General features: G+C 70.4%; 14 protein-coding genes. 8 read left to right on the forward strand and 6 right to left on the reverse strand.

Annotated features, from left to right (window positions below; translation table 11 throughout):
- Positions 1–46: 46 nt before the first annotated feature.
- Entirely contained in the window at positions 47–1588 is a 1542-nt protein-coding gene (locus tag SSP24_RS24970; RefSeq protein ID WP_141311934.1) for an MFS transporter, read from the reverse strand.
- 63 nt (positions 1589–1651) lie between these two features.
- Between SSP24_RS24970 and SSP24_RS24975 the strand changes: the two genes are divergently transcribed.
- A complete protein-coding gene (locus SSP24_RS24975; RefSeq protein ID WP_141311935.1) occupies positions 1652–2614 on the forward strand; it encodes a helix-turn-helix transcriptional regulator in 963 nt (320 codons plus the stop codon).
- Positions 2615–2630: 16 nt separating this feature from the next.
- On the opposite strand, the gene SSP24_RS24980 is transcribed toward SSP24_RS24975, so the two are convergent.
- The gene (locus tag SSP24_RS24980; RefSeq protein WP_373306674.1) at positions 2631–3338 is read right to left on the reverse strand and encodes a TetR/AcrR family transcriptional regulator; all 708 of its coding nucleotides are present in this window, start codon (positions 3336–3338) and stop codon (positions 2631–2633) included.
- Positions 3339–3761: 423 nt separating this feature from the next.
- A complete protein-coding gene (locus SSP24_RS24985) occupies positions 3762–4760 on the reverse strand; it encodes a sigma-70 family RNA polymerase sigma factor (RefSeq protein ID WP_141311936.1) in 999 nt (332 codons plus the stop codon).
- Positions 4761–4943: 183 nt separating this feature from the next.
- Here SSP24_RS24985 and SSP24_RS24990 point away from each other — a divergent pair, with 183 nt between their 5' ends.
- Positions 4944–5462 (forward strand): GNAT family N-acetyltransferase, encoded by a 519-nt coding sequence (locus tag SSP24_RS24990; protein ID WP_141311937.1) that lies wholly within the window; start codon positions 4944–4946, stop codon positions 5460–5462.
- Positions 5463–5478: 16 nt separating this feature from the next.
- Here the strand turns inward: SSP24_RS24990 and SSP24_RS24995 are convergent, their stop codons facing one another.
- Complete coding sequence (locus SSP24_RS24995) at positions 5479–6270, reverse strand: dioxygenase family protein (RefSeq protein ID WP_141311938.1); 792 nt, start codon at positions 6268–6270, stop codon at positions 5479–5481.
- Between the two features lie 110 nt (positions 6271–6380).
- Between SSP24_RS24995 and SSP24_RS25000 the strand changes: the two genes are divergently transcribed.
- Positions 6381–6908 (forward strand): MarR family winged helix-turn-helix transcriptional regulator, encoded by a 528-nt coding sequence (locus SSP24_RS25000; RefSeq protein WP_141311939.1) that lies wholly within the window; start codon positions 6381–6383, stop codon positions 6906–6908.
- A gap of 84 nt (positions 6909–6992) precedes the next feature.
- Here SSP24_RS25000 and SSP24_RS25005 read toward each other — a convergent pair whose 3' ends face one another.
- Together SSP24_RS25005 and SSP24_RS25010 are read right to left on the reverse strand one after the other, a co-directional pair.
- The gene (locus SSP24_RS25005) at positions 6993–8522 is read right to left on the reverse strand and encodes an MFS transporter (RefSeq protein ID WP_141311940.1); all 1530 of its coding nucleotides are present in this window, start codon (positions 8520–8522) and stop codon (positions 6993–6995) included.
- Between the two features lie 139 nt (positions 8523–8661).
- On the reverse strand, positions 8662–9306 hold the full coding sequence (locus SSP24_RS25010) for a TetR/AcrR family transcriptional regulator (RefSeq protein WP_174864702.1): 645 nt from the start codon (positions 9304–9306) through the stop codon (positions 8662–8664).
- 292 nt (positions 9307–9598) lie between these two features.
- On the opposite strand from SSP24_RS25010, the gene SSP24_RS25015 reads away from it, so the two are divergent.
- The 5 genes from SSP24_RS25015 (at position 9599) to SSP24_RS25035 (ending at position 18507) form a co-directional block, all read left to right on the forward strand.
- Positions 9599–10882, forward strand: coding sequence for a M6 family metalloprotease domain-containing protein (locus SSP24_RS25015; RefSeq protein WP_141311941.1), 1284 nt, complete (start codon positions 9599–9601; stop codon positions 10880–10882).
- Between the two features lie 231 nt (positions 10883–11113).
- Positions 11114–12787 (forward strand): IclR family transcriptional regulator domain-containing protein, encoded by a 1674-nt coding sequence (locus SSP24_RS25020; protein WP_141311942.1) that lies wholly within the window; start codon positions 11114–11116, stop codon positions 12785–12787.
- Between the two features lie 1075 nt (positions 12788–13862).
- Positions 13863–15296: a non-reducing end alpha-L-arabinofuranosidase family hydrolase gene (locus SSP24_RS25025; protein WP_141311943.1), complete on the forward strand. Its 1434-nt coding sequence runs from the start codon at positions 13863–13865 to the stop codon at positions 15294–15296.
- Positions 15297–15637: 341 nt separating this feature from the next.
- A complete protein-coding gene (locus SSP24_RS25030) occupies positions 15638–17272 on the forward strand; it encodes a glycoside hydrolase family 27 protein (protein ID WP_141311944.1) in 1635 nt (544 codons plus the stop codon).
- Between the two features lie 128 nt (positions 17273–17400).
- Positions 17401–18507 carry a ricin-type beta-trefoil lectin domain protein gene (locus tag SSP24_RS25035; RefSeq protein WP_141311945.1) on the forward strand — a complete coding sequence of 369 codons (1107 nt, stop codon included), beginning with the start codon at positions 17401–17403 and terminating at the stop codon, positions 18505–18507.
- The last annotated feature ends 46 nt before the right edge of the window (positions 18508–18553 follow it).

Raw genomic sequence — 18553 nt, forward strand, 5'->3', positions numbered from 1 at the left:
AAAAGGCCCGGCACCTCAGTGCCGGGCCCAGCTCAGAACGGGTGCCTCAATGCACCAGCTCCGCCTCCTTCTCCACCACAGCCACCGGCTCCGACTCCCCCACACCGCCATCCACATGCTCCGCAGCCCGCCTCGGCAGCGCGAACATCAGCAGGAAGATCACCACCATCACCCCCGCGACCCACCCCACCGCATGCTGGAAGCCGTCCACGAACGCGGGCCCCGGCTGCACGGCCTCCGCCACCCGGTCGTCGACCACGCCGAAGAACACCACGGACACGAGCCCGAGGCCGAGCGCGTTGCCCATCTGCTGCACCGTGCTGATCAGCCCGGACGCCGAACCGGCGTGCTCGCGCGGCACCTCGGAGAGGATCGCGTCGGTCAGCGGGGCGACGATCAGGCCCATGCCCGCGCCCATCACGACCAGCGGCAGCGCCATCTGCCAGGAGGCGATGGCGAGGCCGTACCGCTCGGACTCCCAGATGTAGAGGGCCAGCCCGGCGGCCATCACCAGCGCGCCCGCCTGCAGCACCCCCCGTCCGAAGCGCGGCACCAGCTTCTGCACCGACACCCCGGCCGCCACCGACACCGCGATCGAGAACGGCACCCCGGTCAGCCCGGCCCGCAGCGGACCCCAGCCGAGGCCGTACTGCATATACAGCGTCCACACCAGGAAGAAGATGCCGAGCGCGATCCCGAACACGGTCTGCACGGCGATACCGGCCGCGAAGCTCTTGACCCTGAACAGCGACAGCTCGATCAACGGGGAGCCGTCGCGCGCCGCCTTGCGCCGCTCGTACGCCACCAGCGCGCCGAACACGACGAGCGCGGCGCCCATCGAGACGTACCCCCACAGCGGCCAGCCCAGCTCGCGGCCGCGGGTCAGCGGGTAGAGCAGCATCAGCAGGCCCAGCGTCACCAGGGCGACGCCGACGAGGTCCAGTTTCAGGGCGTACGGCGCCCTGGACTCGGTGATGAAACGGCGGCCCAGGACCAGGCCCGCGATGCCCACCGGGAGGTTGATCAGGAAGATCGGGCGCCATTCGAGGCCGAAGAGGTTCCACTCGGTCAGCAGGGCGCCGAGCAGCGGGCCGGAGACCGCGCCGAGACCGACGACCGCGCCGAACAGGCCGAAGACCTTGCCGCGTTCGTGCGCCGGGAAGGTGGCGTGCACGATCGCCAGGACCTGCGGCACCATCAGCGCCGCCATCGCGCCCTGCAGGATCCGGGCGCCGACCAGCATCTCCGGAGTGGCGGCGAGCCCGCAGAGCGCGGACGCGAGGGTGAAGCCGCCGATACCGATGAGGAAGACGCGTTTGCGGCCGTGGATGTCGCCGAGGCGGCCGCCGGTGATCAGGCCCGCGGCGAAGGCGAGCGCGTAACCGGCGGTGATCCACTGGATCTGACTGAAGGAGGCGTGCTCGTGGCGCTGGATCGACGGGATCGCGATATTCACGATCGTGACGTCGACGAGGTCCATGAAGGCGGCGGTCATCACGATCGCGAGCGCGAACCAGCGACGGCGGTCCGGTCCGGATGCGGCCACGGGCCGAGAGGCCATGGGCTGAGAGGTCTCGGTGGAGGTCATGTCTCGGAAACTACGGCCGCATTAGGTCAGATCGTGTCCTACTTCTGCGGCATCCTCGGACTCATGACGACGGACACTCCGGCTCGGCTCCTTCAACTGCTCTCCCTCCTCCAGACGCCCCGCGAATGGCCCGGCGGCGAGCTCGCCGACCGGCTCGGGGTCTCGCGGCGCACGGTACGGCGGGACATCGACCGGCTGCGCGAGCTGGGCTATCCCGTGCAGGCCTCCAAGGGCGCGGACGGCGGCTACCGGCTCGTCGCGGGCAAGGCCATGCCGCCGCTCGTCCTCGACGACGAGGAGGCGGTGGCGATCGCGGTGGGCCTGCGCGCCGGCGCCGGGCACGCGCTGGAGGGCGTGGACGAGGCGTCCGTAAGGGCGCTGGCCAAGCTGGAGCAGGTGCTGCCGAGTCGGCTACGGCACCGGGTGGCGACCCTGCAGACCGCGACCACGGCACTGACCAGCGGCGACGGACCGAGCATCGCACCCGAGACGCTGACCGTGATGGCGTCGACGGTGGCCGGCCACGAGCGGCTGCGCTTCGCCTACCGCGCCGGGGACGGCAGTGAGTCGCGGCGCCTGACCGAGCCGTATCGGCTGGTGTCCACTGGGCGGCGCTGGTACCTCGTCGCATACGACCTCGGGCGCGAGGACTGGCGCACGTTCCGCGTCGACAGGGTCAGCGAGCCGTTCGCGACCGGAGCCCGGTTCACGCCACGGGAGTTGCCGACGGGGAGTGCGGCGGAGTACCTGCGGCAGTCGATCCGGCGTCAGCAGGAGACGTACGAGGTCACTGTCACGTTCGACGCGCCCGCCGAGGTCGTGGCGGCGCGGCTGCGGGGGTGGCTGGGGGCGCCCGAGCCGCTCGACGAGGGCCGCTGCATGCTGCGAGGCAGTACGGCCGACGCGGTGGAGTGGGTGGCGGTACGGCTGGCGATGCTGGGCTGCGAGTTCACGGTGCGTCAGCCGACGGAACTCGTCGAGCACGTACGGGAGTTGGGGGGACGGTTGAGCCGGGCGGTGGAGTGAGGGGTCGTCTGCAGGCTCACGCCCACCGGAAGTCCCGCAGCGCCGCCAGGTTCCGCAGCGCCAGCTCCGCCGGACCCTCCGGTCCCGTCGCCGGGGCGGTCCCCGCCGCCCAGGATTCGACGGCCACCCGTACGACCGCACTCGCGACGGCCGCGGTGAAGCGCAGCTCCGAGGACGCGGTACCGGCAACGTTGTCGTCACTCTTCGTGGCCGCAGGTCCTCCCCTCTCCACCAGCACCTCCACCAACGTGTCCTCCGCAGCCCGGCACACCTCGGCCCACACCTTCCGCAACGCCGGGCTCGCCTCGGACATCCGGATCAGCGTCCGCACCCACTCCCAGGACGCCGCCGACACGCCCACGCCCGGCGTCAGCGTGCGCCGTACCGCGTGCTCCAGGGCCTGGGGGAGGGACAGTTCGCCCGGGGCCTCGCGGACGGCTTCCACCCAGCGTTGGGCGCCGGCCGCGTAGAGGGGGGCGACGGCCTCCTCCTTGGTGGCGAAATAGCGGTAGAAGGTGCGCGGGGCGATCCCCGCGGCCTGGGCGATGTCCTCGGCGCGGGTGGCGCGCAGTCCGTGCCGTACGAAGAGGCCCGCCGCCGCGCGGGCGATCTCCATCCGCGTCTCCGCCTTGCGCCGCTCGGTCAGGGAGGAGGACGGCGACGAGGAGGACGAGGAGGACGGCGAGGAACGCCGGGGCTGCGGTGCTGGGGTGGTGCTGCTCACGTCGGCAGGCTATGCCCATGTGGCACAATCTGCCATCCGGCGGGCCACCCCGGAGTTCAGGTACGGGGTGCCCCGCCACCCAGGCATGGCCTCAGCCCAGGAGCGTCGAAAAAGAGCCGGGCCCCGACGCCCGGGGGAAGGCGCCGAAGCCCGGCTCGGGAGGTCCCGGCGCCGGGGGGAGTGCGTCGGGACGTGGCTTCAGGTGTGTTGCTACGGCAGCTGCTGGTCACATGCGGTGCCGCGGGGCGTGCCGCAGGGACCGTCGGTGCCCGGGGGCTCACCCTCGGGCCCGAACTACCGTGCCAGGGGTCTTGTTCCCGGCACGCGTCGTTTGAAGCGGCGTTACACGGCCATGTTCGCGCGGGCCTTCGCCCCCCGGCGTACGCCCCCGCAACGATCGCCGTGCGCCACCTCGGGCGCCCCTCACGCGGCGGCGTCGAAGCCCGTCTGACGTGCCAGCTTCTTCAGCTCCAGCAGGGCGTGCTTCTCGATCTGGCGGATGCGCTCACGGGTCAGGCCGTGCTCCTTGCCGACCTCGGTCAAGGTCCGCTCCCGGCCGTCCTCGATGCCGTACCGCATCTTGATGATGGACGCCGTGCGCTGGTCGAGGCGGCCGATGAGGTCGTCCAGCTCCTCGCTGCGCAGCAGGGTCATCACGGACTGCTCGGGGGAGACCGCCGACGTGTCCTCCAGCAGGTCTCCGAACTGGGTCTCGCCCTCGTCGTCCACCGACATGTTCAGCGAGACCGGGTCACGGGCCCAGTCCAGCACGTCGATGACGCGCTCCGGCGTCGAGCCGAGCTCCTCGGAGATCTCCGCGGGCTCCGGGTCACGCCCGTGCTCACGGTTGAACTCGCGCTGCACGCGCCGGATCCGGCCCAGCTCCTCCACCAGGTGGACGGGCAGCCGGATGGTGCGCGACTGATCCGCTATGGAGCGGGTGATCGCCTGGCGGATCCACCAGGTGGCGTACGTCGAGAACTTGAAGCCCTTGCGGTAGTCGAACTTCTCGACCGCGCGCACCAGGCCCGCGTTGCCCTCCTGGATCAGGTCCAGCAGGGGCAGGCCGCTGCGCGGGTAGCGACGGGCGACCGCGACGACCAGGCGGAGGTTGGAGCGGATGAAGACGTCCTTGGCCCGCTCGCCCTCGGCCACCAGGGCCTGGAGCTCCTCGCGGGTTGCGTCCACCTTCGACTCCTCGTACCCGTCGAGGACCTGCCGCGCGAACACACCCGCCTCGATGGTCTGGGACAGCTCGACCTCCTTGGCGGCGTCGAGCAGCGGCGTCCGCGCGATCTCGTCGAGGTACATGCCGACCAGATCGCGGTCCGCGATCTCGCCGCCATGGGCGCGAACACTGCTGGCCGCGTCGACGGTCCCGCCTTCGGCGGACGTACGACGGGCGACGGCACGGGTTGCCATGCGTGCTCCCTTGCGATGGTGAGGTCAGCGGGTGGTCCTTCGGACACTCAGCACCCTCTCCGGTATCCCCTGCGGGTGCCCTGCATCCGATGGAAACAACGACTGGAATCAGGACAGAATTCCCAACCCACCCCTCATTTTTCTGATCATGCAGTACCCTGTCCGGCCACGTGAGGAGGACCGATGCCGTCGGGACATATAGAGGTGCAGGTCAGACCGGGAGTCGAGGATGATCTCGCGGCCCTCACCGACCTCTACAACCACTACGTTCGTGAGACGCCCATCACATTCGACACGGCGATCTTCACTCCGGAAGAGCGCCGCCCTTGGCTGCTCTCCCACCCGGAAGACGGGCCGTACCGGCTGATGGTTGCCACGGACGCGGACTCACAGGAAATCCTGGGGTACGCCACATCCAGCCCTTATCGCGCGAAGCCCGCCTACTCCACCTCCGTGGAGGTCACGGTCTACGTCGCCCCGCATGCCGGCGGCCGCGGCGTCGGCACGCTGCTGTACAAGGCGCTCTTCGCGGCCCTGGAGGGCGAGGACCTGCACCGCGCCTATGCGGGCATCGCGCAGCCGAACGAGGCGTCCACGCGGCTGCACGAGCGCTTCGGCTTCCGGTACGTCGGCACGTACCGCGAGGTGGGCCGCAAGTTCGGGCGGTACTGGGACGTGGCCTGGTACGAGAAGGAGCTCTGACGCGCCGGTGAGGCCGTCAGCCGAACTGCACCGACCGCTTCGCCAGCCCCATCCAGAACCCGTCGATCACGGACCTTTGTTCCCCCAGCTCCCCCACGGCATCCGCCGCGCCCATGGTCACGAACAGCGGTGCGAAGTGCTCGGTGCGAGGGTGGGCGAGCCGCCCGGCCGGGGAGGTGTGGGTGAAGTCGAGCAGCGCGTCCACCTCACCGGCCTCCAGCACCCGCCGGCCCCAGTCGTCGAACTCGGCCGACCAGCTCGGCACTCCCCCGCCGGGATGGCGCAGTGCGGCGAGGTTGTGGGTGAAGAAGCCGGAGCCGACGATGAGCACGCCCTCGTCGCGCAGGGGGGCGAGCTTCCGGCCGATCTCCATCAGCCGTGCCGGGTCGAGAGTCGGCATGGAGACCTGCAGGACGGGGATGTCGGCCTCGGGGAACATCTCGACCAGCGGGACGTACGCGCCGTGGTCCAGGCCCCGCTCCGGGACGTCCTGCACCGGCATGCCCGGCGCCCGCAGCAACTTCCGTACGGACTCTGCCAGTTCGGGGGCGCCCGGAGCGTCGTAGCGCACCTGGTAGTAATGCTCGGGGAAGCCCCAGAAGTCGTAGACGAGGGGGACGGTCCGGGTGGCGCCGAGGGCGAGCGGGGCCTCTTCCCAGTGGGCGGAGACGACGAGGACGGCCCGTGGGCGGGGCAGTGCGGCGGACCAGGCGGCGAGCTGACCGGGCCAGATCGGGTCGTCCGCCAGCGGTGGGGCACCGTGACTGAGGTACAGGGCGGGCATGCGCTCCTGAGCGGCGGCGGACATGACGACAGCTCCCTCCGGGAGGACCCAGTTGCTTTAAGTCTAAAGCTCTCCCGTCGACCTTAAGGGCTGTTAGTTTAAATTTCAAGGAGAGGTCTCGTACAGTGGAGCCCATGAACACGGCATCCGCATCCGCACCCGCGTCCGCACCCGTCGACGAGCCGAACTGGCTCACCGACGAGGAGCAGCGCGTCTGGCGCTCCTACATCGAGGCCGCCACGCTCCTGGAGGACCATCTCGACCGCCAGCTCCAGCGTGACGCGGGCATGCCGCACGTCTACTACGGCCTGCTCGTCAAGCTCGCCGAGTCCCCGCGCCGCCGGCTGCGGATGACCGAGCTGGCGATGCACGCGAAGATCACCCGCTCCCGCCTCTCCCACGCCGTCGCCCGACTGGAGAAGAACGGCTGGGTCCGCCGCGAGGACTGCCCCTCCGACAAGCGGGGCCAGTTCGCGGTGCTCACGGACCAGGGCCTTGAGGTGCTGAAGCAGTCGGCGCCCGGCCATGTGGCCGCCGTACGGCAGGCCGTGTTCGACCGGCTCACCCCGCAGCAGCAGAAGTCCCTCGGCGAGATCATGCGGATCGTCGCCGAGGGACTTCAGCCCAGCGAGGCCGGGGCGGACCTGCCCTGGCTTCGCTGAGGCCGTGCGGATGCCCGAAGGAGTACGCCGGGACTACTTCCCGACTGCTCGCAGGAGTACGCCTGGACAGGCGCCGTCAGCGGGTCAGTGCGCGACCACCGGCACCGGCACCTCGTCCTCGGCGCCCTCGCCCGCACCGGTCGCCGCGCCCATGTTCGGGCGGCCGGCGTTGACGAAGGTCAGGGCGATCACCGCGGCGACGACCAGGATGCCGACGGCGAACCAGATGGCGCTGGTGTAGCCCTGCACCAAGCCCTCCAGCTGGACGAGCTGCTGCTGCGAGGGGGAGGTCGCCGAGCCGATGTGGTCGGTGATGTACGACGTGGTCGCCGAGGCGGCGATGGTGTTCAGCAGGGCCGTGCCGATCGCGCCGCCCACCTGCTGCGAGGTGTTGACCATCGCGGAGGCGACACCGGCGTCGCGCGGCTCGACGCCCTGCGTGGACAGGGACATCGCCGGCATGAACGCCGTACCCATGCCGAGGCCCAGCAGCAGCATCGCCGGCAGCAGCAGAGCGGCGTACGAGGAGCCGATCTCCAGCTGGGTCAGCAGCAGCATGCCGACCGCGGCGACCAGGAAGCCGGGGCCCATCAGCAGGCGCGGGGCGACCCGGGTCATCAGGCGGGTGCCGATCTGGGTGGAGCCGGTGATCATGCCCGCGATCATCGGCAGGAAGGCGAAGCCGGTCTTGACCGGCGTGTAGCCCTTCACGACCTGGAGGTAGTAGGTCAGGAAGAGGAACAGGCCGAACATCGCGATGATCGCGAGGCCGAGCGAGAGGTAGACGCCACCGCGGTTGCGCTCGGTGAGCACGCGCAGCGGCAGCAGCGGGGCCTTGACCCGCGCCTCGACGAACACGAACGCGGCGAGCAGCACGGCCGACGCGACGAACATGGTGACGGTCACGGAGTCGCTCCAGCCGTCGGACTCGGCGCGGGTGAAGCCGTAGACCAGCGCGACCAGGCCGAGGGTGGACAGCAGGACGCCGGGGATGTCGAGTGGGTTGCGGTTGCGGCCGCCCTCCGGCTCACGGATGACGAACCAGGCACCGGCCGCGGCGATGATCGCGAACGGGATGTTGACGAAGAACGTCCAGCGCCAGTCCAGGTACTCGGTGAGGAACCCGCCGAGGATCAGACCCACGGCACCGCCACCACCGGCGATGGCGCCGTAGATGCCGAACGCCTTGGCGCGCTCCTTGGCGTCGGTGAACATCACCGCGAGCAGGGAGAGCGCGGCGGGCGCGAGGAGGGCGCCGAAGACGCCCTGGAGGGCGCGGGAGCCGAACATCATCGCCTCGTTGGTGGCGGCGCCGCCCAGTGCGGAGGCGGCGGCGAACCCGGCCAGGCCGAGGACGAAGGTGCGCTTGCGGCCCCACAGGTCGGCTATTCGGCCGCCGAACAGCAGCAGACCGCCGAAGGCGAGGGCGTAGGCCGTGACGACCCACTGCCGGTTGCCGTCGGAGATGCCCAGGTCCTGCTGGGCGGAGGGCAGCGCGATGTTCACGATGGTGGCGTCGAGGACGACCATCAGCTGGGCGAGCGCGATGAAGACCAGCGCTTTCCAGCGGTTGGCGTCGGGGACGCCGGGAGCCTTGACGGCTGTTTCAGACATGGGGGTACCCACTTCGGGACTTCGGGACGGAAAAGTGACGGTGAGTGACGTAAGTGGCGATATGTGACGGTCAGTGACGTACGTGGCGATAGGTGACGGTAAGTGACGGAAAGCTGGTGAGGTGAAGGTCAGTCGGCGGTCAGGCCCGGCGCAGGTCCTCCAGGGTCACCGCCGTGCCCGGCAGGTCGGAGCGGGCCGGGACCCGCAGACCGTCCAGGAACAGCTGCAGATGCCGGTGCACGAAGCGGTCGACGCTGAGGCACGCGGCACCCGCGGGCGGCCGGCTGAGCTGAGCGACGACGATCATCAGATCGCCGACCCCCACGTCGGCGCGGAGCTGCCCGGCCGCCTTGGCCCGCGCCATGACCATCTCGACCAGCTGCTCGACCCGGTGGCGTGCGGCCTCCAGGTCGGGGTGGTGCTCGTCGAAGGTGCTGGAGATCATCGGGCACAGCGCGCTGATCCGCTCGTCGGCGGAGGCGTGCACAAAGCGCTCCAGCGCCGCGAAGGCGTCGCCGTGCTCCGCGAGCGCCTGCTCGGCGGCCAGGGCCGTACGGTCCATGACCGAGCAGACGACCTCGCGGACCAGGGCGTCGCGGTCCGGGAAGTTGCGGTACACCGTGGCGTTGCCCACGCCGGCCCGGCGGGCGATCTCGTCGAGCGGCACGTCGGGACCGTGCTCGACGAACATCTCCCGGGCGGCGGTGACGATCCGCTCCCGGTTGCGCAGGGCGTCGGCGCGCGGCCGGGTCGCTTTGCGCTGCATGGGGGTGGCGGTCTGCACGGCGTACTCCTGGGTCGTCAGTGGGGCGATCCGGGGAGTGATCCCCCGTTTCGCTCGTACGCCGGGTTAAACGGGGAATCGCTCCCCGGTTATTTCCCATCCCCCGAAAGACGCACTGTGACCCCTGTCACAGCGCTCCCGCGCCTCCGGTCGCACCCCCGCTGACCGGCGCTTACTCAGCGAAAACCCACGATCGGTCTGCTCCAGCGCGCGCCCGCGCCGCACCCGGCACAGGGTGAATCAAAAGGGTGCAGCCGGAGACCGGTGGCTGCCTGGAGCGAAAGGTCCATGCATGCAGCCGTCCCGCCGTCGGATACGCCCGCGCCGAGCGGCCGCGCTCGGCGCCGTAACCGCTGTGACCTTTGTGGTGAGCACCTCGGCCGGGACGGGCCACCATACAGTGGGCTCGGCGACGGCGGGAGCGCGGCCGCTCGGCGCCCTGTCCCGTTCCTCCGCCCACGGCCCCTGCCTGATCAGCGGCAGGGCCGAGGTCCAGATGTCGGAGGGCATCCCGACCCCCGGCGGCTACGCCCGCTCCACCGGCACCGTCCGCGCCCTCACCCTGATGATCGACTTCTCGGACGCGCCCGGAAAGGGCCGCGCGCTGGACCGGTTCAACGAGTTCTTCCCGCAGACCAGGGAGTGGTTCCGCACCAGTTCGTACGGCCGCCTGGACTACCGTCCGGAAACCCCGATCGCCGACTGGCTGCGGATGCCGAAGTCGTTCCAGGCGTACGGCATAGAACGCGGCGCCCCCTTCGACCCCGGCTACCGGCGGCTGGTGCAGGACATCGTGGCCGAGGCCGATCCCAAGGTCGACTTCCGCGAGTACGACCTGCTGAACGTGCTGGTGACGCCGAACGCGGGCCCCTCGGCGCTGGACACGGTCCTCTCGGTGACCTTCGCGGGCAACAACGAGGCGCCCATGGCGGACGGCGTGTCCGTCGCCAACGCCTCCTTCGTCTACTCCCGCCAGGACGACGGCTCCGGCTCCTACGAAAAGACCGGCTACCGCGTCCTGCCGCACGAGAACGGCCATGTCTTCGGCCTGCCCGACCTCTACACCCAGGAGGGCGGGGCCGCGGTCGGGCACTGGGACATCATGAGCGAGGACTGGGGCGCCAACAACGACCTCCTCGGCTGGCACAAGTGGAAACTGGGCTGGCTGGACACGACCCAGGTGACCTGCGCGTCCGCTCCCGGCACGACCGAGCACACCCTCACCCCGCTGGCCCGCCCGGGCGGCCCCAAGCTCATCTTCATACCCCTCGACCGGCACACCGGATACGCCGTGGAGCTGCGCACCCGCGACGGCAACGACGAGACGGTGTGCCGGCCGGGCGTACTGATCTACAAGGTCGACGCCGATGTGGACACCGGCCACGGCCCGGTGACGGTGTACGACTCGCGCCGCGACAGCGGCGGCTGCACCCGCAGCCCGAACGTCCACGCCGAACTCTCGGACGCCACGTTCACTCCCGGGGAGTCCTTCGAGGACCGGGGGCGGGGGGTGCGGGTCGTGGTGGCGGGGGCGGATCTGGAGGGGAACCATGTGGTGCGGGTGACGCGGCGGTAGGGGGTGGGGGTGCTCGTCGGGTGGGGTGGCGGTGGTGACCAGGGAGTGGCGGGGGTGCCGGGGCGGGCCCTGTCGTTCCGGCGAGGAGTCGGAGCGGTTCCGCCGTTCCGGCGAGGAGTCGAAGCGGTTCCGCGCGAACATCGACGTGGCGGTGGTGACCGGGCAGGCCGGACACGATCCGGGGATCCGCCATTACCGTAGGCCTGCCGCGATCGCCGTACCGGAGAGAAGATGCCCGCCAACCCCACGCTGAAGGAGGCCGCCGCCCCCGCCGTGCCGGACGAGGCGGTCACGCCGTTGATCCGCGGGATCGCCGTGCTGCGGCAGCTGACGGAGGCGGGCGGCATCCTCAGCCTGAGCGCGCTGGAACGCGCCACCGGCCTCGCCCGTTCCACGGTCGACCGGATCACCTCCACCCTCTCCCACATGGGGTACGTCCGCCTGGACGGCCGGGACGCGGTCCTCGCCCCCCGCCTGATGGAACTCGGCAACGCCTATCTGGCCGCCCTGCGCCTGCCCGCCCTGCTGGACGCCCGCGCGGACGCCCTCGCCGACGAACTGGACGAGTCGGTGTCCCTCGCGGTCGCCGACGGCGACGGCATCCGCTTCATCCACCAGGCGACCCGCCGCCGCGCGATGTCCCTCAGCTTCCGCATCGGCGACCTGCTGCCCGCCGAACGCACCGCACCGGGCCCGCTGTTCGCGACGGAATGGACGGCACAGGACTGGAAGCGCTGGCGAGCACGCCGGGCGGCGAACCCGGAGAACCGCGACTTCCCGGCCGTACCCCCAGCCGAACACCCTTTGCCCCCCGAGGACTTCACGCGCCGCACGAACCAGGCCCGGCAGGACGGATGGGCTCTGGACGACCAGTTGATCGAGCCCGGGCTCGTCGCGGTGGCGGTTCCGGTACGGGATCCCCGTACCGGCCGGATCGCGTGCGCGGTGAGCGTGGTCAGCCACACCAGCCGGCACACCGCGGCCGGCCTGCGCGACACACTGCTGCCCCGGTTGCGCGCGGCGGTGGCGGCGATGGAGGAGGACCTGCGCACGGCGCCCCGCCCGGAACCCACCCCGGCCCCGTCCGGGCTGGCGACCTGGACGGGCGCGTCGAAGCAGGAGCTGGGCCGGGAGTTCGTGGAGTCGCTGGCCCGCGGGCTGACCGTACTGACCGCCTTCGGCGAGGGCCGGGCCGAGCTCACCCTGACGGAGGTCGCGAAGGCGACGGGCCTGGCCCGGGCGACGGCCCGCCGGGCCCTGATCACCTACGAGCACCTGGGCCTGGTCGCCCAGTCCCGCCCCGGCACGTTCACCCTCACCCCCCAGGTCCTCTCCCTCGGCTACCCGCCCCTGTCCCGCACCTCCCTCCCCCACATCGCCGCCCCGCACCTTGCGGCGCTGGCCGAACGCATCCACGAGTCGACGTCCCTGGCCGTACTGACGGCGGCCGGGGACGAGATCCAGTACACGGCGCGGGTGGCGACGGCCCGGGTGATGAGCGTGAACATCACCGTGGGCACCCGCCTGCCCGCATACGCCACGTCCATGGGCCGCGTCCTCCTGGCCGACCTCCCACCCGCCGCCCGCACGCTCGGCCCCCTACGCCGGCTCACGCCTCGCACGATCACCGACCCGCGCACCCTGACCCGCACCTTGGACGAGGTCCGGCACCAGGGCTACGCCCTGGTCGACGAGGAACTGGAGGAGGGCCTGCGCTCCGTCGCGGTCCCGGTACGCGACCGCACGGGCCGCGCGGTGGCGGCCCTGAACACGGCGATGCACGCTTCCCGACACACCCTCAAGCAATGCGTCGACGACCTGATCCCGGCCCTCCGCAAAACGGCCGACGCGATCGAGACGGACCTACACGTATCGAGCCGCTTCACTCGGGTCCCCCTGACCTAGCCGCTGCCCGTCCGGGCACATCCGCGCCCTCCAACGACACGGCCACTGACCTCGTGTGGACGATGGGCAGCAAGGTGATGAGATTCGCCTTTACCCGCACGATTCCTGGGAGCGGGACGCCGACGAGGTCACAGCCCGCGCCCAGGCACCCACCGGCCTGCGCGGAAACGGACAGTCTGCTGGTCGTGCGCCCCAGCGCACGGCCCGCCCGCTCCGGGCAGAGCCGGATCCAGCTGCTCACCCCGGTCAGCGTGCTCGGCTTCGCCCCTCGACACGGCTCTGTGGGTGGGACCGCCCGCCGCACGCCCAGGAGCGCAAGTCGTCATTCCGGCTACAGAGCGTGGCCTCGGTCGAAACCGTCCGCATCCTGCTGTATGCCCGGCCAGCGCCGTCGCCGAGCGCGACCTGCGGCCCCTCGTGGACCACCTGCGCCGCCGCACCACGAGCCCCGCACAGGAGGTGCCCGGTGGTCAGGCACCGCAGGCCGAGCGACAACGCGCCGAGCCCCTCAGCGTCTCGCTGTCCACCGCAATGACCTGCCGGCTTGCGGGCGAGGCCGACGATCTCGCCGCAGTGCTGGTGGCGGCATGGTGCCGGTCGGCGAGGCAAGCACCCACCGCCGGGGCGTCGCCGTCAACGCCCTGACGGCCCTCCCGAGGCCCTCGCACCCCACTCGGTGAGTTCGCCGATGCTCCTTGCGCCGGAAAACGACCGCTGGTCGGGCACGGAGTCACAACAGGGACGCAGGTCAGCAGCCCGGCCAGGGACAAGCGGACCCGGCTTCCAGCCCGGTGCCTGCTCCGTGCCCGCACTGCTACCCGCGCCTCACGCCAAGGAGCCGCGCAACCACGGAACTTGAAGCCGCCTGGTTTCAGCATGCCAACGTTTCGGGTCGCGAATTGTGCGAGAGGTATTGACGCTGATAACCGGTTCTCTCATCATCCAGTTGCTCGACACTTCGACCCTTGTTCGACATAGCGAACATTCAGTGCCGCACCACCGCACCACCCCGCCATCCGGACAGCCTCTGACGGGGCAAACCGGAGCCGCTTGCTCAAGGATGACGAGGTCCCGCATGCACAGACATGGTTTCAGCCGCAGACATCCATCCGCGGTGCTCGCCGCCGCGGTTGCGACCATGGCCGCGTTAGCGGCGATGCTCGTAGCCAGCCCCGCTCAGGCGGCCACCACCAGCGCCGTGCGTGGCGTTGGTTCCGACCGGTGCCTCGACGTGCCGGGCCCCAGCCAGACCGACGGCACGGAGCTGAACATCTGGGACTGCCACGGCGGGACCAACCAGCAGTGGACACTGACGGACGACAACCAACTGACGGTGTACGGCAACAAGTGCCTGGACGTTCCGGGCCACGCCACCACGGCCGGTACCCGGGTGCAGATCTGGACCTGTAACGGCGGTGCGAACCAGCAGTGGCGGGCGAACGCCGACGGCACGATCGTCGGCGTTCAGTCCGGGCTGTGCCTGGACGTCAGCGGCGGCGCCACGGCCAACGGCACGGCGGTGCAGCTCTGGAACTGCCACGGGGGCAACAACCAGAAGTGGACCGGCCTGTCCGGGACGTCGCCCACGTGTGCTCTTCCGTCGACATACCGGTGGACCTCGACCGGTCCGCTGGCGCAGCCGGCGAACGGGTGGGTCGCGCTGAAGGACTTCACCACCGTGCCGTACAACGGCCGGAACCTGGTCTACGCGACCACCTCTGACGGATCGTCGTGGGACACGATGGCCTTCAGTCCCTTCACGAACTGGTCGGACATGGCGGCGGCCACCCAGACCGGGATGGACCAGGGCCTGGCGGTGGCGCCCAAACTGTTCTACTTCGCGCCCAAGAACATCTGGGTGCTGGCCTCGAACGGGTGGGGTACCGCCTGGCCCTTCACCTACCGCACGTCCAGCGACCCCACCGACCCCAACGGCTGGTCCGCCCCGCAGCCGCTGTTCACCGGCAGCCTCCCCGAAGACTCGGAAGGCGTCCCGATCGACCCGACCCTGATCGCCGACGACCAGAACATGTACCTGTTCTTCGCCGATGACAACGGCAAGATCTACAGGTCGACCATGCCGCTCGGGAACTTCCCGGCCAGCTTCGGCTCCTCGTACACCACGGTCATGAGCGACACGAAGGAGAGACTGTTCGAGGCGCCGGAGGTCTACAAGGTCCAGGGCCAGAACCAGTACCTCATGATCGTCGAGGCCATGGGCGCGAACGGACGCTACTTCCGCTCGTTCACCGCCTCCAGCCTGAACGGTCCGTGGACCCTCCAGGCCGGCAGCGAGAGCAGCCCCTTCGCGGGCAAGGCCAACAGCGGTGCCACCTGGACCAACGACGTCAGCCACGGTGACCTGATCCGCGTCAACCCCGACCAGACCATGACCATCGATCCCTGCAACCTGCGGTTCCTCTACCAGGGCTACGACCCCAACACACCGCAGGGCACCCCCTACCAGCAACTGCCGTACCGGCCGGGCCTGCTCACCCTGCAGCGCTGACCCGCCTGATCCACGGTGACCGCGATGCGGTGCGCTCCGCCGACGCGTGGACGAGCTGTTTACGGCGTGGGCGGCTCCACCTGCCGACCGATGCTCACCGCCTTGAGAAACCCCGGCCGCACGTCGGCTGGGGTTCCTCCATGCCGTCGCCTCACTCGCGGAACAACCAATGTTCGGCTTGACCGCCAGGGTGCCGACCGGACGCTCAACTCGGCAGTGAAGGCAATGTGCGCCGAATCTACCGGGCGGGCATGCCGAGCGAGAACTTCCCGGGAGACTTCGGCTCCTCGTACACCCGCCAACGAGTGGCTTCCGCTTCGCCTCCCAGGAAGGAATTCCCCATGGTTCCCCTACGCAGTCGACTGCTGCGTCTCCTTTCGGCCACCGCACTGACGCTCACCGCCTGCGTCACGGCCTCCGCCGGCACGACCGCCGAGGCTGCGCCGGGCAGCCCCGCGCTCACCCCGCCGATGGGATGGAACAGCTGGAACAGCTTCGGCTGCGGGATCACCGAGGCGCAGGTCCGCCAGGCCGCCGACGCGATGGTGTCCTCGGGGATGAAGGACGCGGGCTACCAGTACGTCGTCGTCGACGACTGCTGGTTCGACCCGCAGCGCGACGCGCAGGGCAACCTGCGGGCCAACCCGACCAAGTTCCCCAGCGGCATGAAGGCGCTCGGGGACTACATCCACAGCAAGGGCCTGAAGTTCGGCATCTACCAGGCGCCCAACGAGGTCACCTGCGCGCAGGGCGTGGGGACCTACCCGGGTGCCACGGGCAGCAAGGGCCACGAGGCGCAGGACGCGGCCACGTTCGCCTCATGGGGCGTCGACTACCTCAAGTACGACTGGTGCTCCGGCAGCGGCACCCTCAGCGAGCAGGTCGAGCGGTTCACCATCATGCGCGACGCCCTGCGCGCCACCGGCCGCCCGATCGTCTACAGCATCAACCCCAACAGCTTCCACGCCCCCACCGGTGACAAGTACAACTGGGGCGAGGTCGCCGACCTGTGGCGGACCACCGAGGACCTGCTCGACATCTGGCAGAACAACAACACCAACAGCTACCCGATGGGCGTCGGGAACGTCCTGGACGTCACCGCGCCCCTGGCGGCGCAGTCGGGTCCGGGGCACTGGAACGACCCCGACATGCTGGTCGTCGGCCGTCCCGGCCTGTCCCTGACCGAGTCCCGCGCCCACTTCGCCCTGTGGGCGCTGATGGCGGCCCCGCTCATGGCCGGCAACGACATCCGCACCATGTCCGCCGACGTCAGCGCGATCCTGCGCAACCCCCGCCTGGTGGCGGTGAACCAGGATCCGCTGGGCGCGGGCGGCCGCAGGGTGCGCGACGACGGCGCCACCGAGGTGTTCGCCAAGCCCCTCGCGGACGGCTCGGTCGCGGTGGGCCTGTTCAACCGCGGCGGCAGCACCACGACGGCCACCCAAGTCGGCCTCACCGGCGGGTCGTTCACCCTCACCGACCTGTGGACCGGCGGCACGTCGAGCACCTCCGGCCAGATCTCCGCGAGCGTACCCGCGCACGGTGTCGCCGTGTTCAAGATGACCGGCGGCAGCCCGCTGGACGCCACCACCGCACGCCTGCGCAGTACCGGATCCGGCCGCTGCCTGGACGTGGACCGTTCCTCCACCGCGGCCGGGACGGCGACGCTGATCTGGGACTGCCACACCGCCGCCAACCAGCTGTGGACCACGTGGGCCGACGGCGAGATCCGCGTCTACGGCGACAAGTGCCTGGACGCCTCCGGCCAGGGCACCAACAACGGAACGCCGGTCATCATCTGGCCCTGCAACGGCCAGAACAACCAGAAGTGGACCCCCCAAGCCGACGGGTCGATCCGCAACGTCCACGCCGGTCTGTGCCTCGACGTCAACGGGGCCGCGACCACCAGCGGGACCCCAGTCATCCTGTGGACCTGCAACGGCCAGAACAACCAGAAGTGGACCACGCTCCCGTAACCCGCCACCCCTACCACGGCGCAGGGAGACGCCCGATCTGAAGCGGGACTTCGAGCCCATCGGGCTCCTGACCGTACGGCGATCAGCCCCGCTGATTCAGCAACCACTCGCAAGAGAGAGGGAACCCCATGAGAAAGTCCTGGATTCGCCCCCTGATCACGCTTGTCGCCGCCGCGCTCGGGGTGACAGCGGCAGGGGTGGCCCCTGCCTTCGCCGCCCCCGACACTCCTTTGCGGGTCATGCCGTTGGGCGACTCGATAACCTGGGGCGTGGGAAGCAGTACGGGCAACGGCTACCGGGCGCCGTTGTGGGACAAGCTTGCGGCCGACGGCCATCCGCTGGACTTCGTGGGCACATTGCGGGGCGGCTCGATGTCCGACCCCGACAACCAAGGCCACTCGGGATACCGCATCGACCAGATCGCCGCACTCGCCGACGCCTCGCTCACCCGCTACCGGCCCAATGTCGTGACGCTGCATATAGGCACCAACGACCTCAACAGGTCCTACCAGGTTTCCACCGCCACCGCCCGGCTGAAGTCCCTGGTCGGCCAGATCACCGCCGCCGCCCCCGACGCAACCGTCCTCGTGGCCTCCCTGGTCGTGTCCACCAGCGCCACGGAGGAGCAGTACCGTGCCGCGTACAACCAGGCCATCCCGCAGATCGTGAGCGAGGCACAGGCCGCGGGCAGGCGCGTCGCATACGTCGACATGAGCAGCCTGACCACGGCCGACCTGGCCGACGCCCTGCACCCCAACGATGCGGGCTACCAGAAGATGGCCGACGCCTTCCACCGTGGCGTCCAGGCCGCGGACAGCGCAGGGTGGCTGAGGAACCCGGCCCCCTCCCCCGCCCGCGTGCAGTCCGGCATCGCCGGCAAGTGCCTGGACGTCAACGGCGCCGGCACCGCCGACGGGACCGCCGTCCAGACCTGGAGCTGCGGCGACGGTGCCAACCAGTTCTGGTCCGCCTACACCGACGGCACCCTGCGCTCCATGGGCAAGTGCCTCGACGCCGCCGGCTGGGGCACCGCCAACGGCACCAAGGTGCAGATCTGGTCCTGCCACGGCGGCGCCAACCAGGTCTGGGAGCCCTACAACGGCGGCTACCGCAACCCCGCCTCCGGACGCTGCCTCGACGTTCCGGGCTCCTCCACGGCCGACGGCACGCAGCTCCACCTGTGGGACTGCAACGGCGGCTCCAACCAGAAGTGGACCACTCTGACCGCCGGATGACCGCCGGGGCGGCACCGGACGCATCCGTGCCGCCCGGCGTCAGGAA

This window comes from Streptomyces spinoverrucosus (assembly GCF_006539505.1).
GTDB lineage: Bacteria > Actinomycetota > Actinomycetes > Streptomycetales > Streptomycetaceae > Streptomyces > Streptomyces spinoverrucosus.